This window comes from Corynebacterium freiburgense (assembly GCF_030408815.1).
Taxonomy (GTDB): Bacteria; Actinomycetota; Actinomycetes; order Mycobacteriales; family Mycobacteriaceae; genus Corynebacterium; species Corynebacterium freiburgense.
This window is the reverse complement of record NZ_CP047355.1, coordinates 2,651,315-2,677,499: the sequence shown is the minus strand read 5'-3', so window position 1 is coordinate 2,677,499 and position 26,185 is coordinate 2,651,315. Positions and strand designations below refer to the sequence as shown.

The window sequence follows — 26,185 nt, the reverse complement described above, 5'->3', positions numbered from 1 at the left end:
GCGGTTTTAAGACTGAACGCGCGCTGTTAGAACCAGGTGGTCGGTCGAACGGTATTGGCCATATCAACAAGTGCATAGCGGTGTCGTGCAAAGGGTGATGATCGAGCTTGTAGCCTAAGTCCTTTGGCGATACCGCGGCGCAATCCCCGTTGTGTAAACGGGACGTCGAAAATATCGTCAGTGGCGGCCGCACAATCGAGTTCGGTGGCGCGGAGCCAGTTCAAAGCGGCATTCATAACTGCGATTTTGATTTGCAGGAACCGTGGCTCATTGGTCGGGATTTCCTCGAGGCGTCTGGCAGCGCGTCTAATCCGCGATTCCGTAAGTTGCTCTGGTGGGCCTGACACCAGATGGAGAATCGTAGTAAGTTTTGCCATCCGATGGTGTCGGGAAGGCTGCGGCACACTATCGAGGGCGGCTACCGCTTGTTCTACTTGGCCTTCGGCCATCAGCATGCGAGTAAGCCCAAATGCAGAGGAAATCGTTGTTGGGTTTGTAGCCCACACCAAACTATAAAGCCGCATGGCATGAAAACGCAGGGCGGCTGGCTCCTGATTAAGGTGTGACCATGTTGGGTCAACAATATTAAAATCAACTACGCTATCTGTGGCGGAATCGAGGAGTTGTGCAGCGGCGATCATTGGGGCGTCGAGAAGCGGAGTTTGTTCAAAGCCGGCCTGTTGCAGCAGTAATTCATCTACCACGGCCAAGGCAAGTTTGGGTGCCGCTTCGCCAGGCAAAATAATAAGCACGTTATTAAAGTGTTCCTGGGCTGCTTTGTAATCATCCAGAAGTAGATCGGTAATCCCTGAATACCACTGGTGGCGCCAATCTGTATTGAAGTGGTCGAGGGAATTCAACATGGCACGGGCCTCGGCAGTAAGCCCAAGGTCTAGGAGTGCGCGAACCATGCCTAAGGGGATTTCCCTACTGGTTGGGTATTCATCCATAGCTTCACGGATTGTTTCAATCGCTTCATGTGGTTCTGCATACGAATAACCAGTGAGCATATGTGCGCCGGGATCGGTAGTATCAAGCAGTGGTACTGGAAGTGCTGCAACTATTTCAGGGGGTGTAATGCGAACCGTGCGGGCAATACCGTCAATCAATTGGTCTGTGCGAAATACCGTGTGCTTAGTGCCAAAAGTTGTACGTTGCGGGGAAAATACCGAATATTGGGCGGGGAATTGCTTGCCATCACGAACAGCGAGAATTTCTCTTAGGACACCATAGAGCTGGGTTTGTAGTTCTCTTACACTGCTAAAACGTGATTCAGGATTTGGATCTGTAGCCCGCAAAAGGAGCCGGTAAAGGCTTAAATAGCGGCGGAAAATTGGTTCATCACTGGGGGATGGAATACCCGGTGCAAATATGCCATCAACCACTGGCAGGTCACAGATTAGCGAGGCTAGAGTGCGGCCAACAGTGTAAATATCTGAAGCTACTGAAGGGCCATCTTTGGAAACTTCTGGTGCTTGAAATCCTTTTGTTCCGTAAATGTAGCCGAATGCACCGATTCCGGAGACAGCGCCAAGATCAATTAGCTTTACCTGGTCTTCAGTAATGATAATATTATCTGGTTTAAGGTCGTTATAGACCACTCCGCGGGAATGTAAATAATCTAATGCGGGTAGTACTTCGAGAATATAGCCAATGGCAATATCGGGGCTAATAATCCCATCTTTCCGGCGGTCTCGTAAAGATGGCCCGGAAGCGTATTCCATAACAATGAGTTCGCCGCGAGGGTCATCAATAAAATTAAAGATCTTAATAATGCCGGGGTGTGTAATATCTGCAAGAAATTCGCGTTCCGCATCGGCTACTGCTCGATCGTGGTCTGCCAGTGATGTTGCCAAACCTTTAAGGACCACAACGCGGCCAGAAACATTGCGGTCGTTTGCCAGGTAGATCCAGCCGAGGCCGCCATGCGCGAGGACACCGAGTACTTCATATTGCCCTGCAACAACGTCGCCTCGTTGTAAGACAGGTGGATCATATTTGCTATTCGGCTCAATAAGTTCAGCTTCGGGATCAGTAGGTGCAACGAAAGGTAATTGCACCATGCCATCGGCGACGGCGCGTTGGTTTCTATGCGTGCCACGCCGCTGGCGGAAAGTAGTCAGCGCTTCATTTCGAGAGCGAGTACTAGAATCTACTGGGATACCGAATGAGACTTCGTATTCATCTTCATCGCCATCATCCGCAAAAGGGTCGAATGGAACAGCAGCGGTGCGGGCTTCTGATATTGGTCCGGTGACTGGCCCGGTGCTTACTTCCGTGATTGGTCCGGTGATTGGGCCAGTAATCGGTCCCGTGGTTGCTTCCGTCATCGCTCCTCCCGGTATTCAAAGGGCGGTGGCCCGGGGGTCGTTTGGTAGGGTTCCAACCATCGTTGGTACATAGCCCACCAAGTATTGTCGTTTTGAATACGCTCAATAGTAAAATTGACCTGCCGGATAAGGCCGTCGGTGGGGTGCCTATGGCCGGGTTTTGCTATTGCAACTCCATAGTTTTCCTCTCCGAGCACTTGGGGAAGGATTTTTGTATAGGGGTCTTGGGCAGCAATCCCGGACAAAATTGCGTCGTCAGAAATAATGGCTGCGGCCTGGTTTTGTTGCAGTGCAACAAGGCAATCAGACCAGTTGCGTACCCGGAGTATGCGGGATTCCGGTGCTTCTCGACGCGTCGTGTCCAGCCCCGTTGATTGGTCGGTGACGCACACTGTACTTCCAGCAAGATCCTTGGCGGATTGAATATCCGTATTAGTAACAGTAAGTATTCGAGTTTGAGCCGTGAAGTAGGGGGTGGAAAAAGCCACTTGATCTTGGCGTTTCCGAGTTATTGTCATTGCCTGTACAACGATATCTACTTGGTTGGACTCTAATGCGCGGATGCGATCTGTGGAATCCACAAAGCGGAATTCAATACGGTTGGGGTCTCCAAAAATATCCTGTGCGATTTCTTTTGCCAACTCGACTTCGAAGCCCCGTAACTCGCCACTTGTTGGGTCGCTAAAACTCATAAGGTTCTGGGATTGGTCAACACCAACAATAATGCGACCGCGTTCAATAATATGAGGTACACGCTCCTGGGGAGTGCGCTGATCGGGGCGCAAGGAACCTAAAAATTCCCGCGAAGCTGGACGAGTAATAGCGCCTGGTTCTTCAATAATCGCCCCGGGTGGCAGGGGGAGTGCAACAGGGGAGACAATATTTGTTTCCGGTTCCGGTTGTACTTCTGCTCCGCACGCAACCAAAGCGACGCAACAAGCGATACTAATAAACCGCTTCATAGGTACTCCTGGAACCTTGGTCGGATACCGATCCATACTGCAAATACGGAAAGTAGTGAAAGAATCAGCACCGGAGTGGCAACCAGCCGGGTAGCCGAAAGTCCTTCACTAATATACGAGCGTAGTGATGTTCGTGCTTTCCCCATAAGTGCCGCTAGGCTTTGATCGAGCGCATCGAATGATGAAGGTTTGCCGGAGGTGTGCAATACCGCAGCTTGATGATCTCCTGTGCGCTGGGCGTCGAGAAGCGAGCGATGGTGTTTAGTCCAGGACTCTAAATTTGTGCGTGCTGTGGCGAGGGTATTTGCATCGGACACCTGCTCGTTTAGGGAGCTTTGTTCAAATTCATCAAGCGCTTCACTTACCCGTTTGGAGGCTTGTACAAACGTACTATCGGAGGGATCCAAATTTTGGCGGTGGACTAGTGCCAGCGTTTCCTCAGTGCGTGCTTTCTGTGCCTGGATTCGCGCATTGGTAAGTGAAAACAGTGGTCCCGAAGCCTGTTTATAAGCGGCCGATCCTGCACTCCAATTCATCCAATTCGCTGTACCAACCCACGCCGTTGCAGCCACCATTAATACGGTTGCCACTACAAACCCAATATTCAGCCGACGTCGTGTCATAGTAAACAGCCACCATTGAATAATCACCAGCAAAATCACCGCAGCAACTAATCCTGAAATGGGAATCCATTGAACACGGGTTAGCTGTTCCTGTTGGGTGGCCATTTCATCGGAGGTTTTTAAATACAATGTGGAGGCTGCGGGCAGGATTTGTTCCCGCATTAATGCGGAAGCTTCCGCCATATATGCAGCACCCACCGGATTTCCAACTCGATTATTTGCCCGAGCTGCCTCTACCAGCCCGGTATACACTGGTAAGTGTTGCTGCACAGTGAGAATAAGTGGTGCAGTATCTTCATTTTGTTTGGCTGCGGCTTCAGCTAAGGAAACACTTGCAAGGCGAATAGCTTCTGAATAACGTTCCCGGTTTGCGGGGTCTTCGACGCCAGCTTGAACAAAACCAGTAGCGGCTGTGGTGTCCGCTATTGATAATGAGGAATACACACTATGTGAGGCATAGGCCATAGGTTCGGTATTGGTTATGAGCGTATCCAGTGCTTGCTGCCGTTCATCCGAAGACACTGACATGGAATAGCCGGCGGCGAAAATTCCTATGCTGACCAGTACAGTTGCGGCCACAAGTTTTCCTGGAGATGTGGAGATAAATCCGAAACTATCTAGCCAACGTCGCACAATAGCAAAGGCGCGCTGACGTTTGGAGGGCTCGTGTGATCCCACCGCATCAAGCCAATGATCATGAGTGACGGGGGTGCTCATTGCTTCAGAATACCCGTCAAGGGCACTAGGCTGGTGACTCATGGACTCCGCAACATTGTATTTGGTCACCGATGCTCGGCGTCATGTGTATGGAAATAACCCACGTGGGCTTGTAGAACTTGCTGAACAAGCGTGTGCTGCAGGAGTGGATATTATTCAACTTCGGGATAAAAATTCTCCAGGGGTACACGAATTTGGTGCGATGGAAGCGGGCCAAGAATTGGAATTTCTTAGTGCGCTACGGGAAGTATGTCAGCGCTATGGCAAACTCATGGCCGTTAATGATCGCGCCGATATTGCTTATGCGGCAAAGTCGGATGTATTCCATATTGGTCAGAAAGACTTACCTCCACTATTTGCCCGGGAGATACTAGGGCCAGATGTAATTATTGGAAAATCCTGCCATACAGCTTCGGATATTGATGTTGCACTAGCGGACCCATGTGTAGATTATTTTTGTACTGGCCCGGTATGGTCTACACCTACAAAACCGGGGCGGGCTGCGGTGGGATTAGATTTAGTTCGGGTTGCTGCAGAAAAAGAAAAACAAAGTGTGCAAAACCAAACAGTGTTTAAACCTTGGTTTGCTATTGGGGGAATAAATAAAGGGAGTGTCGGTTCCACAATCGCTGCAGGTGCAAGGCGTATTGTGGTTGTTCGGGCCATTACTGAAGCTCCCGATCCAGGGGTTGCGGTAACAGAACTTTTAGCAGCAATCAATCATTCAATTAAGGAGGGACAGTGAACATAAGTGTCATTGGCGGTTCAATTGTCGGCTTGGCCTGTGCATACCGACTGGCAAGTGCAGGATGCAAGGTGACAATATATGCGCCCGAAATGCCAGGTACTGATGGCGCGGGCTGGGTCGCTGGTGGCATGCTCGGCGCATACACGGAGGCTTGGCCGGGAGAGCAGGATATGTTATTCCTGGGCGTTGCTGCGCTGGATAGTTGGTTACATATGGGGGCCGAATTAGGTGGCGATATGTTTACCGGCGAAGGGACATTAGTTACCGGTGTAGATGAGGCTGATGCTGCTGAAATTGCCACGATTAGGGAATTTGTAGCTGGGTATTATCCAGATGCTTTCCGCACAGTTACGCGACGCGAATTGCGGGTAATTGAACCGAGTTTACGTCGTGGATTGCGTGGCGGAATTGTATGTGATGATGAACATGCAGTGGATAATCGTATTGCAATGACTTCTCTTGCACGTGGTTGCAATAACCTCGGTGTGGACTGGGTTCGCACTGTGGTTGAGGATATTCATGAAGTTCCGGGGGAGAGGGTTGTAGTTGCTGCTGGTGCAGGTTCTGAAAAACTTATTGGGCTACCCATTCGAGAGGTAAAAGGTGAGGTTTTACGTCTGCGTCGGCGGGCGTCTTCACAGGAACCACCACGCCGTACTATTCGTGCACGTGTACATGGGCGTTCGGTGTATTTAGTTCCACGGGATTGGGGTCTTGCGGTTGGTGCAACTGAGTATGAGCAGGGGCATGATGTGGAGCCCACAGCTGGGGGTGTTCGTCAATTGCTTGACGACGCCGCACTTATCTTCCCAGGCATTGAAGATTACGCATTCGACGAGGTTATTGCCGGACTGCGACCATATTCTCCCGATAATAAACCATATATTGGCGCTGTTGATGATCGTATTATTGCCGCCTGTGGGCATGGTCGAAACGGTATTCTATTGTCGGCGCTTACGGCTGATGCGGTGCTGGCTGAAATCGCAGGGGAACCTCTGCCAATTATGCGCCTAACAGACCCACACCGCTTTGAGAAAGTGGAGCAATAATGGACGTTGAGCTCAATGGTGAGCTTCAGACGGTCGGTAAAGAAATTACTATCCGTGCTCTTGTCAATGAGGTTGCTGGACAAGAGCGTGGAGTAGCGGTGGCAGTAAATGGTGCTGTTCTGCCCCGCGCTCAATGGGATATCACGCTTGCTGATGCGCAAGCAGTATCAATCGATATTATTACGGCGGTGCAAGGTGGATAACCTTGTGATTGCTGGCCGTGAATTTAGCTCTCGGCTCATTATGGGCACCGGTGGCGCCGCCAACCAACATATTCTCCGCGAAGCACTGGTTGCGTCTGGTACTGAAATTACTACAGTGGCAATGCGAAGGGTTGATTCTAAAACTGGCACTGGCATGATTCGTCTGCTTGATGAGCTCGGCATTTTTGTGCTCCCCAATACTGCTGGTTGCCATACCGCTGCGGAAGCAGTACTTACCGCACAATTAGCGCGCGAAGCTTTGCAAACTAACTGGATCAAACTGGAAGTTATCGCGGATGATCGCACATTACTCCCCGATGGTATTGAGCTTCTCGACGCCGCCGAACAACTCGTCGATGATGGCTTTGTGGTGCTTCCATACACCACCGATGACCCCATCCTTGCCCGACAACTTGAAGAGGCCGGATGCGCCGCTGTAATGCCGCTTGCCGCTCCAATTGGAACGGGCCTAGGGATTCAAAATCCGCATAATCTTTCGATGATTACAGCGGCGGCCAAGGTTCCAGTGATTTGTGATGCTGGTATTGGTACCGCATCAGATGCTGCAATGGCCATGGAACTCGGATGCTCTGCTGTACTGCTTGCCACCGCGGTGACGAGAGCAGATAATCCAGTACAAATGGCAGTAGCTATGAAGCATGCCGTGATTGCGGGGCGAGAAGCACATCAGGCAGGAAGGATTCCAAAGCGATTTTGGGGACAAGCTAGTTCCCCCGAACGCGACTAATAGATCCCTTATGTGCCACACTAGTGTGCATGATCGAAGTCAAAGGGCTCACAAAGCAATACGGCCGGGTGCGGGCCGTAGACAACCTGAGTTTCGCTGTGAAACCAGGGATTGTCACTGGCTTTTTAGGGCCCAACGGTGCAGGTAAATCCACTACTATGCGCATGATTCTTGGGTTAGACCGGCCGAGCGCGGGCACTGCACTTATTAATGGTAAAAAGTATCGCAGCCTACGTAATCCACTGAATGAAGTAGGTGCGCTGTTGGATGCGAAGGCAGTGCACCCTAACCGCACTGCCGCCAACCATTTAAAATGGGTCGCTGCTTCGAATGGTATTCCGAAACGTCGAGTTGATGAAGTACTTGGTCTAGTTGGACTCTCCGGAGTAGCTGGTAAAAAAGCCGGTAAATTTTCCCTTGGTATGGGCCAGCGTCTTGGCCTAGCTACAGCACTTCTTGGCGATCCCGGAATCCTTTTGCTGGATGAACCGGTAAATGGCCTTGATCCTGAAGGCATTCGGTGGGTTCGGAACTTCCTGAAAGGGTTGGCTGCCGAGGGGCGTACCGTTATGGTGAGTTCGCACATGCTTTCAGAGATGTCCTTAACTGCGGATCATCTTATTGTGATTGGGCGAGGCCAATTAGTAGCAGATTCCTCGACCTATGACTTTATTAAACACTCTTCCCAAACTTCCGTGCTTGTGCGCACGCCTCATATTACAGAGTTTGAGGGCGTGCTTACTGATGAAGGCGTGGAATTTGAACAAGAAAAGGATGCGGAAGGTCGTCTGGTATTTGTTATTAAAGACCAAGAAATTGATTATATTGGGGATTTAGCGTATTCGACCCAAATTAATATTAGAGAGCTTTCGGAGCGAAAAGCCTCACTTGAAGACGCATTTATGACAATGACTGGTCATGCTGTTGAATATCAGGCAAAGGGGCGGTAACAGGTGAATCCTTTCTTTACGATTCGATCCGAATGGATTAAGCTTCGCACCACAAAAGCGCTTTTCTGGACCTCAGGGGTTTTTATTGCGCTTGGATTGCTTCTTCCTGGTCTTGCTGGCTGGAGTGCTAACCAAACCGAAGGCGGTTATATTGAAGTCACCCTCCTGCCTATGGGAATCTATTATTTCGGGATGCTGGTAATCATTATCCAGTCGATTATGGTTGTCACTTCCGAATACCGTCACAATAGCATTAGTGTCACATTTGCGGCTACGCCACAGCGAATTCTTGTCATGCTATGTAAATGGTTTTTATATAGCGTGATCGCAATACTGCTTACGTTTTTTACACTCTTAGCGGGCTTCTATTTGGCCAAGCTTACGGGAGGCGCAGAACTTAGCGCTCAAATAGATATTTGGAATGATACAAACCTGCTCCGCATGATGTGGGTTTACCCCCTAATTGTCTTTCTTGTGGTGAGTATCTGTATGGGGGTTGCAATGCTAGTTCGCCAGACAGCAGGTGCAATTGCCATTATGTTGGCATGGTTCCTTGGCTTGGAAAAAGGCTTGTACTTTTTGCCTAAACACGGGCCCAAGATTGCTAATCATGGGCCGTTTTCAAACCTTGAAGCATTTGTAAATAGGGCCGGCCTGACACACACTTCATGGGATTACACCGGATCTCTGTACTATTTTATTGCTTGGGCTGCGGTACTATTTATTCTCGGTTTAATTGCAGTGCGTTTGCGGGATGCCTAGGGTTCCGGCTTAGGATCAATCCCAGCGATCTTAGTTTCAGTTGTGCTCCCTGTGCGCAAGTATTCGCCAATGATTTTATTGAGTTCTTTATTTCCCGTAAGGCCTTGTACGTGTCCTGGTCCTTCAACGGTAAGAACATGACTTTGCATTGCCTGGGCCATATCTTGGAAATTCCAATACGGAGTATTAGGGTCACGGGTGCCCTGAATCTGCAAAGGTTTTATAGCCAGTTTTTCACCTGAAATAGCTGGCGCCGGTTGTTTGGTTTCTGCGCCTGCACAGAGGACGCCGCTGGCTATGAGGTGAATGGTGGCGTAAGGGTGTCCGGTGATTTGGGACCACATCCCGGACGCAAGGTGGGTGGGGCGTATTGGTACGTTGCGGTCATTACATATAACGATTGGTGCCATAGGTGCCATTTCAAATGTTTGGAGCGATTCCGGTAGCACCGTTGGTTCTGGGCTCGCAATAGTTTTTGCAAGTTTTGGCCATTCGGTAGGAATCCCAAGATATACCTGGGTGAGCAGTAGTGTTGGCGAATTCACTTGATTACCTCCACCACTCGTGATTTGGGTCCAAAGCCCTTTGAGATCTGTGCTAACTCGCTCGAGGTTTGTTGCGTTTGGTGGGGTGATAGTTGGACTTGCACCAGTTTCATCCGTAATGCGTTGTGACCATCTTGCATATACGGCTTCCGGGGTGGTGCCTAGGTGGTAGGTCGCATCATGTCGGGCCACCCATGTGAGAAAATCAGCCATGGCTTCATCGAAGCCCCGAAGCTGCTCGGTAGTATCCGCGTCTACGTTGTAACCAGAATCAAGTATCACTTTATCCGTATTATTTGGAAATTTGGTTGCATACATAGATGCAAGGTACGTACCGTACGATGTTCCTAATAAAGAAATTTTTTCCTCGCCTAGTGCTTTGCGCACTTCATCCCAATCATGTGCGGTGGTTTCTGTATTGATATTGTCGGTATAGCCAGGAATGTTTTGGTCACAGGTTTCCTTGAGCTTTCCGCCGAAATTTATTAGTCCTATTAGGGATTGATCGGCAGGAATTTCGCATTCTAGTGGTGTAGAACCTTCAAGACCACGCGGTTGAACTGCAATAATGTCCTATTCTTTACGTATTTCTTCCGGCCAAGTGACTGGAATCAAAGAGTTTGCGTCAAGAACATCGTAGACACTGCCGCCGGGGCCACCCGGATTGAAAAATAGCGATCCTCTACTTTGCTGTTTTGCTGGTAATTTTACCAATCCCACGTCAATGCGTTTACCTGAGTGGTTGGCGTAATTCATGGGGACGTCGATACGCCCGCATTGAGCATTTTGAATATTGACCTCGGCTGGGCATTGCTCCCATGAAATCTGTGTTGGTGCTGCGGTTGCAGTGCTTATACCGTTTAAGCTAAGTGTCAAAGCCGCGAAAGCTGCGGCAAGGTATTGGCGTCGCCGTGTTAAAAATTGCATAGATATAGCGTGTATTAGAACTCTATGTGAATACATCAGGGTGTTTCCTGATTTACACCCCTATTTTCACTTGAAGGGACACCCAAAATGAATTTCGCAGTTACCGCACGTAACCTGGTAAAACAATACTATTCTGGAGCTTCAAATATCACTGCCATTAATGATGTTTCAATGGGTATTCAATATGGCGAATTCGTTGCAATAATGGGGCCATCTGGATCAGGAAAATCTACACTTATGCAATGTTTGGCGGGGTTAGATACGCCAACTGCCGGGCGCTGTTGGATTGGCGAAACTGAAATTACGGGCTTGCCAGATTCCGAATTAACAAGGATCCGTAGGGAGCAAATTGGCTTTATTTTCCAGGCCTTTAATTTGCTGCCCACACTGACAGCCCGCGAAAACATTATTCTCCCTTTGAGATTATCTAAGCGTGCTGTTGATGAATCATATTTGCAAGCCCTCGTGGAAAAGCTGGGGATTAAGGACCGATTATCCCACAGACCAGCAGAACTATCTGGTGGTCAACAACAACGAGTGGCGGTCGCTCGTGCGCTTTTAAGCAGACCTACGGTGGTTTTCGCAGATGAACCCACTGGTGCTTTGGATAGGGAATCCAGCCGGAACCTTATTGATGTATTGGCTCAGGGCGTTCGATCACAAGGTCAAACAGTGGTAATGGTGACCCACGATCCGGTGGTAGCGCAACAGGCTTCAAGAATCATTGAAATTGAAGACGGCAAAATACTTAACGATGGCCTCGGTGGAAACTTTGTGGCACAGCAGCAATCTCCATGGCGGATCAAATAAATGCTCGGAAAACTACAACTTAGAGGCCTAATCCCATCGATTTTTACAGTGGCGATCGGCGTATTTATGCTCACCTTTGCACTTACATTGGGGGATTCCGTTCGATCTGGTTTGGAAGCGAGTGCCCGCGCCATCGTTGGGCAAGCCGGCGTTGTGGTCTCTGGCAGTGCGAAAACCAACCACAGTGTGGATGAAATTGCTATTGCCGAGATTACAGAGCTTGACCAATCTGTGCAGATTCGAACATTTTCAAACACAGTTGCATATATCGCAGGTGGGAAAACCAGTTCAAAAGTGGTTATTGAAAGCGTTCCGGAATTTTCTGCTACAACAAAATTGGTGTCTGGCAGATTACCGACCGCGCCGCAGGAAGTAGCCATAAGTCAGAGCGTTTTTAGGTCGCAAGGCTATTCGGAAGGCTCGGTTATTCAGCTTTTTGATAATAATCAGAAACCCACTATTAAAGTCACGGTGGTTGGAGTTATTTCCCCAGGTGGTGATGCTGCCACGGATACTGGAACCCTTCGCCTTTATGCGCAAGACACCGAAATTATGGAATCTCATGGTTTGGCAGGGTATTCCAAAGTGTATGTGTTTTCGGAAGATCCTCAAATTTTAGAACGGATTACCGATCTCCCGGCTGTGCGGGACAATGAGCTTCAGGTTACCTCGGCCGAGGCGGAGGTGCAGAGATTAATGCGTGCAAGCACTCCAAAAGCAGACCTAATCGTGTCGGTCATGGCTGCGCTCGGCGTACTTTGCGTTGTAGTTACAGCAATTGTTGTAGCCAGTGTTTTCCAAACGTTTGCTTTACGACGTCGCCGCGAATTTGCGCTATTGCGGTGTTTGGGGGCTTCAAAACATACTGTGTTTTTATTGGTGTGCAAAGAGGGCTTATTTGTAGGTGTGCTGGGTTCAATAATTGGGTTAATACTGGGGATTTCCGCAACGAAGATATTTGTAGACGGGCAAAGTGGTTTTCTTGGGTCCACTGTTAATTTTTCGGTATCGGTGCTTAGTGTAGTGCTCGCGTTGAGCGTAGGAATTATCAGCACAATGGGGGCGTCGTTACGCCCTGCCAAACTAGCAAACAGTGCGTCACCTGCATTAATAGTGGATACATATGCGCTGTTGCCTGGAGCGCGAACAATATCGGGGATGAGGGCAATCATCGCATTATTGTTGCTAGCGATAAGCGTTGGGATGCTTATATTTGCGAACTCTTTACGTTCGTTAATTCTTTCGGTTTCGGGAGGTCTAGTTTTCTTGATAGCAATAATCCTTATGCTCCCGCCGCTGGTTATGGCAGCAGGAAAGCTATTGAGTATTATTGCCAAAGCGCTAGGCAATATTCCATTTACCCTTGGGATGGAAAACATGGTGCGAAATGTACACCGTTCCGCAAACGCTGCTCTAGCAATATCAGTAGTGGCAGCTCTGGCCGCGATGGCTACTGTTGGTTTCGCAACGGTATATGCCACCACGCTGGACTTTTCTGACCGAAAAACACCGGTAGACGCTATCCTTGTCGGCGCGATAAACGAACAAACCCTTAATAGTTTCTCAGAAATACGTGGTGTAGAAACCGCTCGTCTACTACCCATAGCTGAAGTAACAATTCAAACTCCAGGACAGCCAAACCACCAGGCAGAAATCATTGGAGTTTCTACTGTAGATCAAGCAATGCTCCGAACTGATACTCTCGGTGGACCAATTACATCGGACACAATCATCCTTGGAGATGCCTATCAAATTCCTAATGGCGAATCAGCCACCGTAGTAGCCGGACCAAAGCAAGTTACACTGCAAACAAAGATCTTGGAATCTCGAGTTGCCGGGGCGATTGTCTCCAAAGAAGTATTTGACAGGTTAGCAGGGCAACAACAAGCACATGTGCTTTGGATTCGTTTTGCGGGTGCGGGAATTGAGCCAGCAGCTAGAGATCAGGTTATGGACCTTGCGGCAAACCAAGAACTTGAAGTGATTGGGCAGGTAGCGCCCAGAATTGACGCGCTTAACCTAGTGAAACGGTATCACTATATCGCCTTAGGAATCGTTTTATTGGCGCTATTTGTGGCACTAGTAGGTGTAGTGACTACAGCTGGACTATCAGTATTCGAACGTAATGAAGAAATCCTGTTACTTCGTGCGTTAGGAGCAACACCACGCACGGTGGTGAGTGCTTTTGCTCTTGAAGCATTAGCTATTGCCGGAATTGGTGCAATCGCAGGAACCGTTCTCGGGGCGGCTGCAGGAGTTATTGGGGTATGGGGAGTATTCGCTGGTGGAGAACTCCCACCGGTATTCGACTTCAATATTCCACAACTGGCAATGGTGTGCATTGGTTGTACGATCTTTGGAGGGTTAAGCACTTTAAGTGCTAGCTACCGGGCTGTCCGCGCTACGAAACTATAGCTCAGGCAACGTTTGGGATCCTTACCTTTCAATGTGCGGGTGTGTTGCTTGGAGAGCCTAACTTTCCATTGCGATTTCAGAGATCGTTGCGTCAAGTGCGAATTTTACGGTGAGTACGTAGTTTGTGTATTCCTTCCCTACTGTGAAATCAAAGCTAGCCAAGTGGCTTTCTTCATCGTCTTCAGACAGCGGGGCGGAACTAATGGCGTGTAGTCTCAGATTCTTTGCCAGTTGCTCAGCAGAAGCTTGCTCAGGATTTGTTCCAATGATTGCTTTTAAGTCTTCATTAGACAGTTCGGCGAGATGGTGGTCAACATATGCTTTTGCCCACTCATGGTCTTCGTGGAACGCGCGGAGGATAGCATTATGGGCGCGTTGCGTATGCTCATTAAGTTTCGGGAGAAAAGAACTCAATGCGTTCAATGTAGGGAGCGCTTCGTCCAGGGCTTCAATTTCTTCTAAATCGAGTTCAATGTGAATTTCTTGCCCCTCCACCGAGGCTATTTGACTGTAGTACTGGCCAGCAGAGACTTCTCCAAAGGGGGCAAGATTGAATGTAGACATGGAAGCGGCCTTTCAACTAAACGCATGACATACTTACCGTGTATTGAAGAGTTTACTGCCTCTTGCCAAATCCACTTTCTACTGCAATATTGATAACTTTTATTTATCCAGGCGAGCGGTGCCGGTGGGCAACCATAAAAAAGAAATTCAAAACCCAGTTCAAGGGTGAAACCCCCCGAATATACACGCACAAGATTACCTGCGGTGAATGGTTACGCCGCGTGAGAAATTTCGTGGAAGGCGTCCTTTAGTAGTGCCCAACTTCCCCGGAGGCTGAACAGATTTTCTGGCAGAAGTTCAATCTCGGCGTGGGCTAGGGATTCACGCTGGGAGTCGGTAAGTGTGGAGTCGTTCATGACGGGGAATGTGTCACCACCTTCAAATTTCTTGGGTGAAAACCCATTATTGGTTAATGCGACCCACTATACAAGAAGTAGCAAGTTTTTGAAAAGACAAACGCGCCGATTTTCTGTGACGGTATCTCGGCGCGCACTACTTCATGCTGTCGTGTGGAGAAGTTTCAACGCTCACTCATAATTGTTCGAACAACTTTGACCAGATTTAACCAACCGCCTTCAAGTTGCGAAAGATCTTCCGGAAGGGCCTGCATCTGTAAATGTCGTTGCTCCTGACGTCGAAGTGCTATCTCTGCACGAAGAGCCTTGATTTCTTCTTCAGCGTGGGCAAGCATGCGTTCAAGCTCGTCGAGTCCAGCGTTGTGGATTCGCTCAAGTTCGGCGTCGTTCATTGAGGCCCCAAAGGTTTATGTAAATTGCGTATGAATCAAGATTGCAAGCGCAGGGATGGCTAGGAACACTGTTACTACCCAGGCTAATGCCAACGACTTATGTTCGGTGGCAACTTTAGCAAGGAATTCTGCACAGACTAGTGGGATATTGCGGAGGAATGGCAAAACATAAATAAGGACAATGCCAAACACATTAAATAAAACGTGAACTAGCGCAATTTCTAACGCCAATGCTGCACCTTGACCCGTGACCGCCATAGCCGCAATCAGGGCAGTAATAGTAGTGCCAACATTTGCACCAAGGGTAAGCGGATAGATCTGTTTTGTGGTCAGCGCGCCAGAGCCAGCAAATGGGACCATGACTGAAGTGGTAACGGAGGAAGATTGCACCAGTGCGGTAACGCCAACGCCTGCAGCCATTGCGGTAGCTGGGTGCCCACCGACAGACTTTTCCAAAATAGTCTTGGCCTTACCAACCATAAGAATCTGGAGAATCTTGCCTAGCCACCGTACTGCCATAAAGATTGCGGCAATTCCTAGTGCGATGGTTAGTGAAGCGGAAAGAATGCCACCTTGAAGCGATCCCATAATTCCGTTCATGCCAAGTAAGTTGACTGCCGGTTTGGTTAACGCACCAATGAGGTCAGCGTTACCCGGTTCTGGTAGCACGGTCCCATAAAGCGCATCAGCTAACCATGCTGCGGAGCGTTGAATCGGTTGGAAGAAAAGCTCCAAGGGTAGAAGGACAATAACAGCCAAAAGATTAAAGAAATCATGCACTGTCGACGCCGCGAAGGCGCGGCGGAATTCATCTTTATGCCCAATATGTCCCAAGGAGGCGAGAGTATTAGTTACAGATGTACCAACATTGGCGCCCATAATCATTGGTACGGCGACCTCAACAGGTAAAGCGCCTGCGCCAACGGCAGTAACAACAAGAGTTGTGGTGGTTGAAGAAGATTGAATAATGGCGGTCGCCAAGATTCCTACAAAAAGGCCGATAAAAGGATTCGTGGCAAAATCGAAAAGCCCTTGAGCTGCGTCTTTTCCAAGCCCTTTGAATCCGTCGCCAATAATCCCAATAGCAACAATCAACATATATAGGGTGGCCAATGCCCCAAGCCAAAGCACCCAGCGTGGTAATGCGCGGCGTCGAGAAACGTGGCCTTGAGTCACCTGCGTACTGCTGGTGGTGAGTTGCTGCGTCACGGTGGAGAAACCTCCGAGAGTTCATGAGTGAAACTTAGACACTTACTACTCAACACCGTGTGGGCTACGAATAGACCTACAAAAGGTAAACATCAGATGAACATTGCAGAAAACCTTGGTGGATCGGGGAGGGCTGCTGGAAAGGCGGCGATGTTAGGTAGGTGCTGTCCGGCTCGACTGCCTAAGCAGGGTTGAAATGCGGGCTGTAAAACCCCTGGTGGTCCGGACCACCACGGGTTTAGTGCGAAAGTGCCGCCGCGCGAGCTGATTATTGCTTTCCGCGTTACTGCGTAGATATCGGGAGGTATACGCGATCGCCGCCTGCTTGGAATTCTGCGGATTTTTCGGCCATGCCTGCTTCGATGGCTTCAACGGTATCCAGGCCGTGGGCTGCGGCGTAGTCTCGAACATCTTGGGAGATACGCATTGAGCAGAATTTTGGCCCACACATTGAACAGAAATGCGCGGTTTTTGCAGGTTCGGCGGGCAGGGTTTCGTCGTGGAACTCTAGTGCGGTATCCGGGTCCAGCGCCAAAGCGAATTGATCGTGCCAGCGGAACTCAAAGCGTGCCTTTGAAAGTTCATCGTCGCGTTCCTGGGCTCGGGGGTGGCCTTTGCCAAGGTCGGCTGCATGGGCGGCGATTTTATAAGTGATTACGCCGGTTTTTACGTCGTCTCGATTCGGTAAGCCAAGGTGTTCTTTTGGCGTCACGTAGCAGAGCATTGCGGTGCCTGCTTGGCCAATAATTGCCGCGCCAATGGCAGAGGTTATATGGTCGTAACCAGGGGCGATATCGGTTGCTAGGGGGCCGAGGGTGTAGAATGGAGCGCCGTGGCACCACTCTTCTTCCCATTCCACATTGATGGCAATCTTGTGCATGGGTACGTGGCCCGGTCCTTCGATCATGACTTGGCAGCCACGGGATCGAGCAATCAATGTCAGCTCACCTAGGGTGCGTAGTTCGGCGAGTTGTGCCTCGTCGTTAGCGTCGGCAATGGAGCCGGGGCGGAGGCCGTCGCCAAGCGAAAAGGTAACGTCGTAGCTTGCCAAAATATCGCACAATTCCGCGAAGTGCGTGTATAGGAACGATTCTTGGTGGCGGTGCAAACACCAGGCTGCCATAATAGAGCCCCCACGGGACACAATTCCGGTCACGCGATTGGCGGCGAGGGGGATATAGCGAAGCAGTACACCCGCATGTACGGTCATGTAATCGACCCCCTGTTCGCACTGCTCAATAATTGTGTCGCGGTAGATTTCCCAGGTTAGTTTCGTGGGGTCACCGCCTACTTTTTCCAACGCCTGGTAGATCGGCACGGTGCCCACCGGCACGGGAGAATTGCGCAGGATCCATTCGCGGGTTTCATGGATATCGTTGCCGGTGGAGAGGTCCATAATGGTGTCTGCGCCCCAGCGTGTGGCCCACACCATTTTCTCAACTTCCTCTGCAATAGAGGAGGTTACGGCGGAATTACCCATATTGGCATTGATCTTCACAGCAAATTTGCGGCCAATAACCATCGGCTCAATTTCTGGATGGTTTCGGTTTGCGCAAATCACTGCGCGGCCCGCAGCAACTTCCTCTCGCACTTCTTCTGGGGTAAAACCTTCACGTGCCGCGCAAAACGCCATTTCTGGGGTAACTATTCCGGCGCGTGCCCAGGACAATTGAGTTTGTACTAGAAGTTCTGGGTGTTCTTCTGAGGCTGGTACCGGTGCGTGTTTTGGCCAGGTATCTCGGGTTTTTGTTAGTCCTTGCTCAAGGTTAAGCTGCGGATCAACTTCGGTATACACACCAGAAGTGTCATAGACATCAAAAGTTGTGTTGTTGGTGAGTTCGATCCTTCGAGCAGGTATTTGCAAGGTAACGCTCTGGTATTGCACTGGGTTATACACTTTATGGCTGCGATAAATGGGCCCAGTGGTAACTTGCCCTGCTTCTGGTGGTGCGCTTTTCAGGTTTCGAGCATGCACACGTTGATTCATTGAGTACTCCTCCCTACGCCGGCATGATCCGGACAGGTTCAAATACGGTCGACGCCCCGTGTTAGGCGTCCTCTCAGCGTGGTTTCTATGGCCACACTCCCGTGGACAACGGCTTCTACTGTAATAGAATTCGTGCGTGTTTACTCGTGGTTTAGCAGGATCAGTTGCACACATTAGGGTGAATGTGTGATTCAGCGCTTAAACACTTCATTGCTTGCGGCCTTGGCTTTGCTTGCTGCGGGCGGTCCATTTGCTATCGATATGTATTTGCCAACTTTGCCAAATATTGCGGTGGATTTACATACAAGTGCTGCTGCGGTACAGCTCACTATTAGCGGTTTTATGTTTGGTATGGCGGTTGGTCAGATCGCTATTGGTCCGGTGTCCGATACATTTGGGCGTCGTGGTTTGTTACTAATGGGGGCGTCGCTTGCCGCTGTTTCGGCATTTGCGTGTGCGGTAGCTCCAACTATTGAGGTGCTTATTGCTTCGCGTTTTGCCTTGGGTTTGGGGTCCGGCGCCTGCATTGTTTTGGCGCGGTCTGTGGTTGCGGATTTAGCTACGGGGGCCGCTGCTGCAAAAGCTTTTTCGATAATGATGACTATCCAGGGGTTAGCGCCAGTAATTGCACCGGTTATTGGTGGCATTCTTGCCGAACCACTCGGATGGCGTGGGCTTTTTATGGTGTTAGCCATTATCGCACTATTGCAATTGGTAGTGGCGTTTATCATGATCAAAGAAAGCTTGCCGGTAGAACGTCGGGCAAATTCTGGTGCTGCGGAGTTTTTTCGAGGTATCCGTTTTGTTTTAAGTAATAGGGGTTTTCGGGGCTATACCATTGCGTACGCCCTTTCATTTGGTGGATTATTCTCTTATATTTCGGCTTCCCCTTTTGTGTACCAGCAGCAACTTGGGGTTTCGCCGGTGTGGTTTTCCGCTTTGTTTGCCCTTAATTCGCTCGGGCTAATGTTGGGCAGTGCTGTAAATGCTCGGCTTGTTGATCGCGCCGATCCGCATGTTTTGGTGCGGAATTCCATGTGGGTTATGGCTATCTGCGGTTTCGGGATACTTATCGACGCCCTGTTCGGCCCACATTTGTTTGTGGTTGCGGCATTGCTTTTTATTGCTGTGCTTAATCTAGGTTTTATTTTAGGAAATGCAACAGCGCTAGGAACTGGGATGGTTCGTGAACGTGCTGGAGCTGGGTCCGCAGTTATGGGATTTAGCCAGTTTGTCGTGGCCGGAATTATTAGTGCCCTTATGGGCATTGGTTCGAATCCGGCACTTGCGCTGGGAATAGGAATGGCAGGTTGCCTAACACTTGGTTTGGTGGGTTTAAAAAACTGCAGGGCTTCTCAATAAACCCTGCAGTTTTTTAAAAGCTAGGAGCCAGTGTCCGAGGCATATTCGTGCGCGGCATGCCAGAGCTTTTCAAAAGCATCTGAGTAGCCGCGCAAAGCCATGACATCGTCCGGCTTCATACGCTCGACAATACCGCCAACAATTTCCGCCCAATAGTCAAAGATGCGGGAAATGCACTCAAGTCCGGTTTCCGTGAGATATAGCTGCTGGCAGCGTCGATCGGTCGTACTATCGGTACGGCGAATAAAGCCCTGTTTGGTAAGCAGTCGAACAGTAGAGCTTACGTTTGGGGTGCGAAGCTGACGTACCCTAGCAATTTCGCTAATGCTACAACCGGGGTTCCGCTTGACGTAGTAGAGAATTTCTACTTCCGACTGAGTTAAGTCCAATTCTTCATTGGGGCGCTCCGCAAGACGGCGCAATGATGCAACGGTCCCATAGAGGGAACGCGCGAATTCTTGCAGGTGGGCTTCATTCATTGGTGGTCGCTCAACCATATTTGTGCTCCTACGAGACGCAACATAACGATATTATTAATTCTATTGTTGAGTCTTTTGGCGGCCTAATCAATACTGGCCGTGTATCCCCCAGATAGGTGAAACACTATTGCAATGCCGAGGTCAGACGCATTGCGTTATCGACATATCGCCTCCAGAATCCACGTTCGGACCATTCCTCTAAGGATAGCGTACGCGAGTTTTCGATATACCGTTCGGTTAGCTCAGTGAGTTGGTCGATCAGTACACCGCGTGCTGCCATTAACGAGACCTCGTAATTTAAGCCGAAACTCCGCATATCCATATTGGAAGAGCCCATTATGGCAACTGCATCACCGTGAGGGTCAGCTACCATATACTTGGAATGTAGCACATCTGGTGCATTGTACATGTAAATGTTTACCCCAGCTTCCAGTAATCCCTGGTAGTAGCTTGATTGAGCGTGCCCCACCATAAACTGATCGGACTTTTCATTTACCAATAGATCAACCTGGACACCCCGATAGCAAGCGGTAGTTATCGCTTCGAGTAGAGATTCGTCTGGAATAAAGTAGGGTGAGCACAAGATAATCCGGTCTTTGGCGTGGTGGACGATCGTATTGAAAATCCGTAAGTTTGGCTCAGTAGTATATCCCGGTCCAGAAGGCACCAACTGGAGAATATTTTCCGCCGATGATTCGACGTTTGGGGGGCGTTCGATCTTAAGGTTTTCTCCGGATTCTTGGTACCAGTCAACGGCAAAAACCATTTCTAACGATGCAACGATTGGTCCGGTAAGCTCGACCATAATATCGACCCAATGGCGTTGTTTTCGCCGGTTTTTTCGGGTGAGGTAGGAAGAGTCAATAAGGTTTTGTGAGCCCATAAACCCCACGCGGCCGTCGATAATGACGAGCTTGCGGTGATTGCGTAGATCGGGGCGTCGAAAACGCCAACGCCAGGGTTGCAGGGGAAGCATAAGGTGCCAGTCGATACCAATAGCGGTAAGGCGGCGCCCCAACTTTAAATAGCCGGGATACTTCCAAGAGCCAACCTGATCGAAGAGCAACCGAACTTTTACTCCGCGGGCTACTGCACGTTCGAGGGCGCGAAACAATACATCTGTACTGGAATCCCAAGCGACGATGTAAATCTCCACATGGATATATTCCTTTGCTTGGTCAATAACCTCCGCCATGCGTTCAAAAGAGCCTTGATAATCGCAGTGCAAGTCGGTAATTACACCAGGTAACGCTGGCATTCCGGTAAGGCGGCGATTAAGTTTCACCATAGATGTCAATTCAGAGCCAACATCTTCGCCTTTGGGCAAATCTGGAAGATCCGAGTGAATATCATCCGTCATAGCGTTTGCTTCTTGCTGAACACGGTGACGACGCCGATTAATATATGGGCTGCCCATCAAAAGGAATAGCGGAAGACCAACAAGGGGCAATACCAAAATTGCCAAAAGCCAGGCATTAGAGGAGCCAGGCTTGCGTCCCTCAGGGACGGTTCCAATGGCCATGATCTTGATTGTGTAATCGATAATCAGGCCAAAGGTCTGCCACCATTCCAAATTAATTTCGAACATTACACGTTGTAATCCACGATCACCGGAGCATGGTCTGATGCCCCTTTGCCGGAGCGTTCCTCACGATCAATAAAACCGCCGGTTGCTCGTATTGCTAGGGCAGGAGTAGCCAATTGGAAATCAATTTTCATGCCCTCTCCGCGCTGAAACCGTGCACCTTTGTAATCCCAATAGGAAAACCCGCCATCAAATCTGCGGGAAGTTTCCACTAGTCCCGCATCTTCTAGCAGTGCAAAGGCAGCGCGCTCTGGTTCGGTGACATGTGTTGCACCAGCAAATGCAGCGATATCCCAAACATCTGTATCAAGTGGTGCGATATTAAAATCACCTAGATAAACGGCAAGTTCGGGACTTTGCAATGCAAGGCGACGCAGCGCATCCAGCCAGCGGAGCTTGTAATCATAATGCCGATCGGCGATCTCGCGGCCATTCGGGACGTAGAGGCTCCAGACGCGAACACCACCACATGTAGCGCCAAGAGCGCGGGCCTCAAGATTCTGCGGCTTTAAGGGATCTTTATCAAACCCAGGTTGATTGGGAAAATGATCAGCTACTTCGGTTAATCCAACACGTGAGAGAATTGCTACGCCATTCCACTGGTTATAACCCACATGCGCTATTTCATAGCCAGCTTGTTGAAACACCAGGTGGGGGAATTGTTCATCCTTGCATTTTGTCTCCTGCATGGCAAGAACATCGACGTCGTGTCGTTGTAGAAAGTCAAGTACCCGGTCGGCGCGCGTCCGAATCGAGTTCACATTCCAATTGACAATTCGCATGCGTTAAAGATTATCCTTCCTCCGCATAGCGGTGTCGATGGTGCTCAAAGAAACCCAGTTTTTTATATAGTCCTATACCAGCGGTATTTGATGCAATTACTTGTAAATATGCTTGCCCAGCACCAGAAGATTGCCCCCAATGCAACATTGCGTTGCCGAGGGCGGTGCCGAGGCCGCGGCGTCGAAAATCTGGAGCGACTTCCACTGCGGAATAACCCAACCAGTGGCGCTCATCTTCCGATTGGGTAATCGTGCCGCGGGTAATTGCGACAGTTTCGTTCTTATGTGTTAATCGGGCGAATACCATTGACCCCTCAATTGCATCCCTAAGCAGATTTAATGCATGCGTGGGCAATGGTTCACCACGGAAATGATACAAATTCAACCAGGACTTATCGGGCTCGGTATCCACATGGAATGCGAATCCTGGCGGTAATTCGGTTACGGTAGTTTCCTCTAATTTGCGAGTCATCACCACAATTTCGGGGCCTAACTTCCAATTCGCACAGACGATTTCTGCGGAACGCGCAATTCGGTCCGGAATAAGAATTCTTGTAGGCATATTGTGGCTACGGTAAAAGGCGCGGATTTCTTCTAAGGGTACTTCTGAAAGTCCTGCTGAAGCTCCAAGTGGTGCAGCTGAATTTGAACGTTCTGTAATACCGTCACCGGCCCTTAAAAGCCACCCATTGTGCCAAATATGTTCGATGCCTGGGAAGGCTGCAGCGGTTGCCTGTTCTACCGCACGTATGTCCGAATTTCGAACGCGTCGCGGGGGAAGGACTTTACATACCTGCACTAATTCTTGGGGGATAGTGATCGCTTCCGCCGTAGAGGGGAGTCCGCCGACTGCTTGTGGACGCACAATAAGCGGGTCGAGGGATAGAACATGCCCAATGACATCGGTTATGTGCCCGGGTGTATTGGGAATGCGGCGACGAACGATCACACGATCGCCGATTTCAGGTGTGGTTTTTCGCCACATCTTATTCATGGACGTCCTCGTCATGTCCGAATGGGTCTTCGTCTACGCCGGGGAGCCATGTAAGCCCTGCAGTGGTCCAACCATTTCGCTTAATGGTCTTTTTGGCTTGGCGCTTCCAGCGGCCAATCAGGGTGTCGGTATAGAGGAACCCATCAAGGTGTCCGACTTCATGCTGTAAACATCGTGCAAAGAATCCGGTGCCCTCGACGGTTACGGGTTCACCGTGCTCATCCACGCCAGTTACTCGCGCCCATGATGCTCGGCCAGTGGGAAATGATTCACCTGGAACAGAAAGGCAGCCTTCGTCATCGTCGCCATTGTCGTTAGGCATTGTTTCTGGAATTTCGGAGGTTTCAAGCACTGGATTAATTACGCAACCACGCCGGTACTTCCCGTTTTCATCGGGACAGTTATATACGAAAAGACGTTTGCTTACGCCGATTTGATTGGCGGCTAGCCCGACGCCGTGGGCTCGATCCATGGTTTCGTACATATCTGCAATGAGTTCTTGCAATTCTGCTATGGGTTCAGTAACGGGCGAAGTCGGGTTATGGAGTACTGGGTCGCCGTGGATAACAATGGGCCTAACTGTCATGTCTATACCCTACTTGCTTGGCCCACCCACTAATCTGTTGTGCATGACTAAATTGAGCGCTTTCGATTCTTCGGTACTAATGTTCGAATCAACTGCGCCGCGGTGCTTGGGTGCGAAAGAAGTTGCTATTCGCAATGAATTTGGCGTGAGTACAATTCGATATCATCAATATTTAAATAAGCTTATCGACGTCCCGGCGGCATATGCAGAGCATCCGCAGCTGGTGGCACGACTCCGCCGAATTCGAGATAACCGCTCTCAGCGTCGAGCTGCCGCTAAACTCTAAAACATGAGTAAGCCAGAGCAGAAGCCCACAGCCGAGCCGCGGTTACCGTTACGCGGACTCGCAATGATCCTCCTGGCGATTGGGGCACTTTTTATCGCCTGGGGAGTATTTATGTTGTCTCAAGGTGCTGAAACTGCCCCGACTGAGACAAATAACGCCCAAGCTGCCCCAAGTAGTTCCATTGGTCAAGCGACTACTGCGCAGCAAACACCAACTTCTAACGAGCAGCAAGCAGTAGCAACTAGCGAAACCCAACAAACGGAAAAATCAAGCGAATCACCAGTATCTGGCAATGAGGTCCAATCCGGAGGTGAGCCCATACATGTTTTGAATAATTCAACAATTCAAGGACTGGGTCAGCGCGTTGCCGACGAAGTTGGTAAACATAATTTCGATGTCGCGGAAGTCGGAAACCACTCCGAAACTACGTTCCCATCATCGGTTGTGTACTTCACACAAGGGAAAGATAAAGAGGAAAAAACCGCCCGCGCCCTTGCCGATAAACTCGGGATTACGGCTGCGCCACGCGGCTCCGAATTGGAAAATGCACCAACTGGTGTAGTCCTTGTAGTCACTCAAGACCTGAATCGCTAATGGAACAACCTTTTAACTCATCGCCAAAACCAACACTGGGCATCGAGTGGGAAGTCGCGCTTGTTGACCCCATAACCAGAGACCTTGCACCATGTGCAGATGCGGTAATTGCTCGTGTCAATGAAGCGCATCCAGAAATTCACCTTGAAAAAGAATTTTTGAAAAATACGGTGGAGATCGTTACTGGTGTGCATTCAAATGTTCCCGATGCAGTAGCAGAACTTCGCAATGGCCTAAGCGCCGTGATTGAAGCAGCAAAACAAGAGCGTGTGCGCGTCTGGGCGTCGGGAAGCCATCCATTTAGCGACTGGCGTACGCAGCCAGTATCGGATAAAGAAATTTATAAGGAGATTATCGAGCGTACCCAATACTGGGGCAGGCAAATGCTCATTTGGGGTATACACGTCCACGTTGGAATCTCCGATGCCGAACGCGTATGGCCAATTATCAATGCCCTTATGACGCACTACCCGCATTTGTTAGTGCTCTCTGCGAGCTCTCCGGCATGGAATGGGCTTGATACCGGCTACGCCTCGAACCGCACCATGCTCTACCAGCAACTTCCAACTGCTGGCGCGCCATTTGGTTTTGTTGATTGGGCGCAATGGTCCGAATATATGTCTGACCAAGCAATCTCCGGGGTAATTAACCACACCGGAGCAATGCATTTTGATATTCGCCCAGCTGGTAAATGGGGAACAATCGAAGTTCGCGTAGCAGATGCAACCAGTACACTGCGAGAACTATCTGCGGTGGTTGCCTTAACCCATTGCCTTGTTGTCTACTACGATCGCCTAATAGACAGGGGCGAAAAACTGCCATCTCTCCAACCGTGGCATATCGCCGAAAACAAATGGCGTGCTGCACGTTATGGCCTAGATGCTGAGATCATTGTTAGCCGGCAAACTGATGAAGTACTGGTCAAAGACGATCTTATCCGAATGGCGGGTTTGCTGACCCCATTGGCCCGCGAACTGGGATGCGAAAAAGAAATCGCCTATATTCCAAGCTTGATTGAGCGTGGTGCTGCATATCAACGCCAACGTGAGCTTTATGAGTCCACAGGTTCCTGGAAGGCAGTTGTAGATGCGACCTGCGATGAAGTGGAAAGTCTGCAATAACACGCTTTGAAGACCAAAACCGCCTAACTTTTACAAGTTAGGCGGTTGGTGTTTTTGTGTAAATGATCCGACAGGGTGGATCAAGTAGTAGCCAGTAGA

The 26,185-nt window shown here is 49.7% G+C and carries 27 protein-coding genes; 12 read left to right on the top strand and 15 right to left on the bottom strand.

Annotation, left to right across the window (positions count from 1 at the left end; translation table 11 throughout):
• Positions 1-26 precede the first annotated feature (26 nt).
• The 3 genes from CFREI_RS12095 to CFREI_RS12085 are packed head-to-tail and all read right to left on the bottom strand — an operon-like array spanning position 27 to position 4,674.
• Positions 27-2,330: a serine/threonine protein kinase gene (locus tag CFREI_RS12095; protein WP_084170781.1), complete on the bottom strand. Its 2,304-nt coding sequence runs from the start codon at positions 2,328-2,330 to the stop codon at positions 27-29.
• Entirely contained in the window at positions 2,327-3,292 is a 966-nt protein-coding gene (locus CFREI_RS12090; RefSeq protein ID WP_027012983.1) for a glutamate ABC transporter substrate-binding protein, read from the bottom strand. The genes CFREI_RS12095 and CFREI_RS12090 overlap by 4 nt, the downstream gene beginning before the upstream one ends.
• Positions 3,289-4,674, bottom strand: coding sequence for a GlnX family signal transduction membrane protein (locus tag CFREI_RS12085; RefSeq protein WP_051255994.1), 1,386 nt, complete (start codon positions 4,672-4,674; stop codon positions 3,289-3,291). The genes CFREI_RS12090 and CFREI_RS12085 overlap by 4 nt, the downstream gene beginning before the upstream one ends.
• Here CFREI_RS12085 and thiE point away from each other — a divergent pair.
• Genes thiE through CFREI_RS12055 form a run of 6 tightly spaced genes read left to right on the top strand, consistent with a single transcriptional unit; the run spans position 4,673 to position 9,092 of the window.
• On the top strand, positions 4,673-5,377 hold the full coding sequence (gene thiE / locus CFREI_RS12080) for a thiamine phosphate synthase (protein WP_035112214.1): 705 nt from the start codon (positions 4,673-4,675) through the stop codon (positions 5,375-5,377). The genes CFREI_RS12085 and thiE overlap by 2 nt on opposite strands.
• Positions 5,374-6,429, top strand: coding sequence for a glycine oxidase ThiO (gene thiO / locus CFREI_RS12075; RefSeq protein WP_027012985.1), 1,056 nt, complete (start codon positions 5,374-5,376; stop codon positions 6,427-6,429). Before thiE ends, thiO begins: the two co-directional genes overlap by 4 nt.
• Positions 6,429-6,632, top strand: coding sequence for a sulfur carrier protein ThiS (gene thiS / locus CFREI_RS12070; protein ID WP_027012986.1), 204 nt, complete (start codon positions 6,429-6,431; stop codon positions 6,630-6,632). The genes thiO and thiS overlap by 1 nt, the downstream gene beginning before the upstream one ends.
• A complete protein-coding gene (locus CFREI_RS12065) occupies positions 6,583-7,380 on the top strand; it encodes a thiazole synthase (RefSeq protein ID WP_051255995.1) in 798 nt (265 codons plus the stop codon). Before thiS ends, CFREI_RS12065 begins: the two co-directional genes overlap by 50 nt.
• Before the next feature lie 29 nt (positions 7,381-7,409).
• Positions 7,410-8,330 (top strand): ATP-binding cassette domain-containing protein, encoded by a 921-nt coding sequence (locus CFREI_RS12060; protein WP_027012988.1) that lies wholly within the window; start codon positions 7,410-7,412, stop codon positions 8,328-8,330.
• A 3-nt stretch (positions 8,331-8,333) separates the two neighbouring features.
• On the top strand, positions 8,334-9,092 hold the full coding sequence (locus CFREI_RS12055; protein ID WP_027012989.1) for an ABC transporter permease subunit: 759 nt from the start codon (positions 8,334-8,336) through the stop codon (positions 9,090-9,092).
• Here CFREI_RS12055 and CFREI_RS12050 read toward each other — a convergent pair.
• Positions 9,089-10,153, bottom strand: coding sequence for an alpha/beta fold hydrolase (locus CFREI_RS12050; RefSeq protein WP_240483224.1), 1,065 nt, complete (start codon positions 10,151-10,153; stop codon positions 9,089-9,091). The genes CFREI_RS12055 and CFREI_RS12050 overlap by 4 nt on opposite strands.
• A 57-nt stretch (positions 10,154-10,210) precedes the next feature.
• Entirely contained in the window at positions 10,211-10,564 is a 354-nt protein-coding gene (locus tag CFREI_RS12045) for a hypothetical protein (RefSeq protein WP_051255997.1), read from the bottom strand.
• An 87-nt stretch (positions 10,565-10,651) separates the two neighbouring features.
• Between CFREI_RS12045 and CFREI_RS12040 the strand changes: the two genes are divergently transcribed.
• Both CFREI_RS12040 and CFREI_RS12035 read left to right on the top strand, forming a co-directional pair.
• The gene (locus CFREI_RS12040) at positions 10,652-11,374 is read left to right on the top strand and encodes an ABC transporter ATP-binding protein (RefSeq protein WP_051255998.1); all 723 of its coding nucleotides are present in this window, start codon (positions 10,652-10,654) and stop codon (positions 11,372-11,374) included.
• The gene (locus CFREI_RS12035) at positions 11,375-13,789 is read left to right on the top strand and encodes an FtsX-like permease family protein (RefSeq protein ID WP_027012990.1); all 2,415 of its coding nucleotides are present in this window, start codon (positions 11,375-11,377) and stop codon (positions 13,787-13,789) included.
• 57 nt (positions 13,790-13,846) lie between these two features.
• On the opposite strand, the gene CFREI_RS12030 is transcribed toward CFREI_RS12035, so the two are convergent.
• From CFREI_RS12030 to thiC, 5 genes are all read right to left on the bottom strand, one after another.
• Positions 13,847-14,353 (bottom strand): DUF2004 domain-containing protein, encoded by a 507-nt coding sequence (locus CFREI_RS12030; protein WP_027012991.1) that lies wholly within the window; start codon positions 14,351-14,353, stop codon positions 13,847-13,849.
• A gap of 212 nt (positions 14,354-14,565) precedes the next feature.
• Complete coding sequence (locus CFREI_RS12025) at positions 14,566-14,709, bottom strand: hypothetical protein (RefSeq protein WP_156907774.1); 144 nt, start codon at positions 14,707-14,709, stop codon at positions 14,566-14,568.
• Positions 14,710-14,873: 164 nt separating this feature from the next.
• Complete coding sequence (locus CFREI_RS12020) at positions 14,874-15,101, bottom strand: hypothetical protein (protein WP_027012992.1); 228 nt, start codon at positions 15,099-15,101, stop codon at positions 14,874-14,876.
• Between the two features lie 15 nt (positions 15,102-15,116).
• A complete protein-coding gene (locus CFREI_RS12015) occupies positions 15,117-16,310 on the bottom strand; it encodes a Na/Pi symporter (RefSeq protein ID WP_169719163.1) in 1,194 nt (397 codons plus the stop codon).
• A 283-nt stretch (positions 16,311-16,593) separates the two neighbouring features.
• Positions 16,594-18,297: a phosphomethylpyrimidine synthase ThiC gene (thiC, locus tag CFREI_RS12010; RefSeq protein WP_051255999.1), complete on the bottom strand. Its 1,704-nt coding sequence runs from the start codon at positions 18,295-18,297 to the stop codon at positions 16,594-16,596.
• A 186-nt stretch (positions 18,298-18,483) separates the two neighbouring features.
• Between thiC and CFREI_RS12005 the strand changes: the two genes are divergently transcribed.
• A complete protein-coding gene (locus CFREI_RS12005; RefSeq protein ID WP_240483215.1) occupies positions 18,484-19,659 on the top strand; it encodes a multidrug effflux MFS transporter in 1,176 nt (391 codons plus the stop codon).
• A gap of 20 nt (positions 19,660-19,679) precedes the next feature.
• Here CFREI_RS12005 and CFREI_RS12000 read toward each other — a convergent pair whose 3' ends face one another.
• From CFREI_RS12000 to CFREI_RS11980, 5 genes are all read right to left on the bottom strand, one after another.
• Positions 19,680-20,156 carry a MarR family winged helix-turn-helix transcriptional regulator gene (locus CFREI_RS12000; RefSeq protein WP_051256000.1) on the bottom strand — a complete coding sequence of 159 codons (477 nt, stop codon included), beginning with the start codon at positions 20,154-20,156 and terminating at the stop codon, positions 19,680-19,682.
• 106 nt (positions 20,157-20,262) lie between these two features.
• Positions 20,263-21,726 carry a cardiolipin synthase gene (cls, locus tag CFREI_RS11995; RefSeq protein WP_027012996.1) on the bottom strand — a complete coding sequence of 488 codons (1,464 nt, stop codon included), beginning with the start codon at positions 21,724-21,726 and terminating at the stop codon, positions 20,263-20,265.
• Positions 21,726-22,505, bottom strand: a complete 780-nt coding sequence (locus tag CFREI_RS11990) for an exodeoxyribonuclease III (RefSeq protein WP_027012997.1) — start codon at positions 22,503-22,505, stop codon at positions 21,726-21,728. Before CFREI_RS11990 ends, cls begins: the two co-directional genes overlap by 1 nt.
• Positions 22,506-22,515: 10 nt before the next feature.
• Positions 22,516-23,499 (bottom strand): N-acetylglutamate synthase, CG3035 family, encoded by a 984-nt coding sequence (locus CFREI_RS11985; protein ID WP_027012998.1) that lies wholly within the window; start codon positions 23,497-23,499, stop codon positions 22,516-22,518.
• On the bottom strand, positions 23,492-24,085 hold the full coding sequence (locus CFREI_RS11980; RefSeq protein ID WP_027012999.1) for a peptide deformylase: 594 nt from the start codon (positions 24,083-24,085) through the stop codon (positions 23,492-23,494). Before CFREI_RS11980 ends, CFREI_RS11985 begins: the two co-directional genes overlap by 8 nt.
• Before the next feature lie 43 nt (positions 24,086-24,128).
• Here CFREI_RS11980 and CFREI_RS11975 point away from each other — a divergent pair, with 43 nt between their 5' ends.
• Genes CFREI_RS11975 through CFREI_RS11965 form a run of 3 tightly spaced genes read left to right on the top strand, consistent with a single transcriptional unit; the run spans position 24,129 to position 26,086 of the window.
• Complete coding sequence (locus CFREI_RS11975) at positions 24,129-24,371, top strand: DUF3263 domain-containing protein (RefSeq protein ID WP_084170791.1); 243 nt, start codon at positions 24,129-24,131, stop codon at positions 24,369-24,371.
• Between the two features lie 3 nt (positions 24,372-24,374).
• Positions 24,375-24,965 (top strand): LytR C-terminal domain-containing protein, encoded by a 591-nt coding sequence (locus CFREI_RS11970; RefSeq protein ID WP_084170782.1) that lies wholly within the window; start codon positions 24,375-24,377, stop codon positions 24,963-24,965.
• Positions 24,965-26,086: a glutamate--cysteine ligase gene (locus tag CFREI_RS11965; protein WP_027013002.1), complete on the top strand. Its 1,122-nt coding sequence runs from the start codon at positions 24,965-24,967 to the stop codon at positions 26,084-26,086. Before CFREI_RS11970 ends, CFREI_RS11965 begins: the two co-directional genes overlap by 1 nt.
• Positions 26,087-26,185 lie beyond the last annotated feature (99 nt).

Excerpts from the sequence above, each read along its gene's own strand:
- CFREI_RS12040 (WP_051255998.1), top strand. The coding sequence starts at position 10,652 with ATGAATTTCGCAGTTACCGCACGTAACCTGGTAAAACAATACTATTCT.
- thiS (WP_027012986.1), top strand. The coding sequence starts at position 6,429 with ATGGACGTTGAGCTCAATGGTGAGCTTCAGACGGTCGGTAAAGAAATT.
- CFREI_RS11985 (WP_027012998.1), bottom strand. The coding sequence starts at position 23,499 with ATGAATAAGATGTGGCGAAAAACCACACCTGAAATCGGCGATCGTGTG.
- CFREI_RS12035 (WP_027012990.1), top strand. The coding sequence starts at position 11,375 with ATGCTCGGAAAACTACAACTTAGAGGCCTAATCCCATCGATTTTTACA.
- CFREI_RS12085 (WP_051255994.1), bottom strand. The coding sequence starts at position 4,674 with ATGAGTCACCAGCCTAGTGCCCTTGACGGGTATTCTGAAGCAATGAGC.
- CFREI_RS11990 (WP_027012997.1), bottom strand. The coding sequence starts at position 22,505 with ATGCGAATTGTCAATTGGAATGTGAACTCGATTCGGACGCGCGCCGAC.
- CFREI_RS12060 (WP_027012988.1), top strand. The coding sequence starts at position 7,410 with ATGATCGAAGTCAAAGGGCTCACAAAGCAATACGGCCGGGTGCGGGCC.
- thiC (WP_051255999.1), bottom strand. The coding sequence starts at position 18,297 with ATGAATCAACGTGTGCATGCTCGAAACCTGAAAAGCGCACCACCAGAA.
- CFREI_RS12020 (WP_027012992.1), bottom strand. The coding sequence starts at position 15,101 with ATGAACGACGCCGAACTTGAGCGAATCCACAACGCTGGACTCGACGAG.
- CFREI_RS11970 (WP_084170782.1), top strand. The coding sequence starts at position 24,375 with ATGAGTAAGCCAGAGCAGAAGCCCACAGCCGAGCCGCGGTTACCGTTA.
- CFREI_RS12000 (WP_051256000.1), bottom strand. The coding sequence starts at position 20,156 with ATGGTTGAGCGACCACCAATGAATGAAGCCCACCTGCAAGAATTCGCG.
- CFREI_RS12095 (WP_084170781.1), bottom strand. The coding sequence starts at position 2,330 with ATGACGGAAGCAACCACGGGACCGATTACTGGCCCAATCACCGGACCA.
- CFREI_RS11980 (WP_027012999.1), bottom strand. The coding sequence starts at position 24,085 with ATGACAGTTAGGCCCATTGTTATCCACGGCGACCCAGTACTCCATAAC.
- thiE (WP_035112214.1), top strand. The coding sequence starts at position 4,673 with ATGGACTCCGCAACATTGTATTTGGTCACCGATGCTCGGCGTCATGTG.
- cls (WP_027012996.1), bottom strand. The coding sequence starts at position 21,726 with ATGTTCGAAATTAATTTGGAATGGTGGCAGACCTTTGGCCTGATTATC.
- CFREI_RS12030 (WP_027012991.1), bottom strand. The coding sequence starts at position 14,353 with ATGTCTACATTCAATCTTGCCCCCTTTGGAGAAGTCTCTGCTGGCCAG.
- CFREI_RS12045 (WP_051255997.1), bottom strand. The coding sequence starts at position 10,564 with ATGCAATTTTTAACACGGCGACGCCAATACCTTGCCGCAGCTTTCGCG.
- CFREI_RS11965 (WP_027013002.1), top strand. The coding sequence starts at position 24,965 with ATGGAACAACCTTTTAACTCATCGCCAAAACCAACACTGGGCATCGAG.
- CFREI_RS12065 (WP_051255995.1), top strand. The coding sequence starts at position 6,583 with ATGCGCAAGCAGTATCAATCGATATTATTACGGCGGTGCAAGGTGGAT.
- CFREI_RS12090 (WP_027012983.1), bottom strand. The coding sequence starts at position 3,292 with ATGAAGCGGTTTATTAGTATCGCTTGTTGCGTCGCTTTGGTTGCGTGC.
- CFREI_RS11975 (WP_084170791.1), top strand. The coding sequence starts at position 24,129 with ATGACTAAATTGAGCGCTTTCGATTCTTCGGTACTAATGTTCGAATCA.
- CFREI_RS12025 (WP_156907774.1), bottom strand. The coding sequence starts at position 14,709 with ATGAACGACTCCACACTTACCGACTCCCAGCGTGAATCCCTAGCCCAC.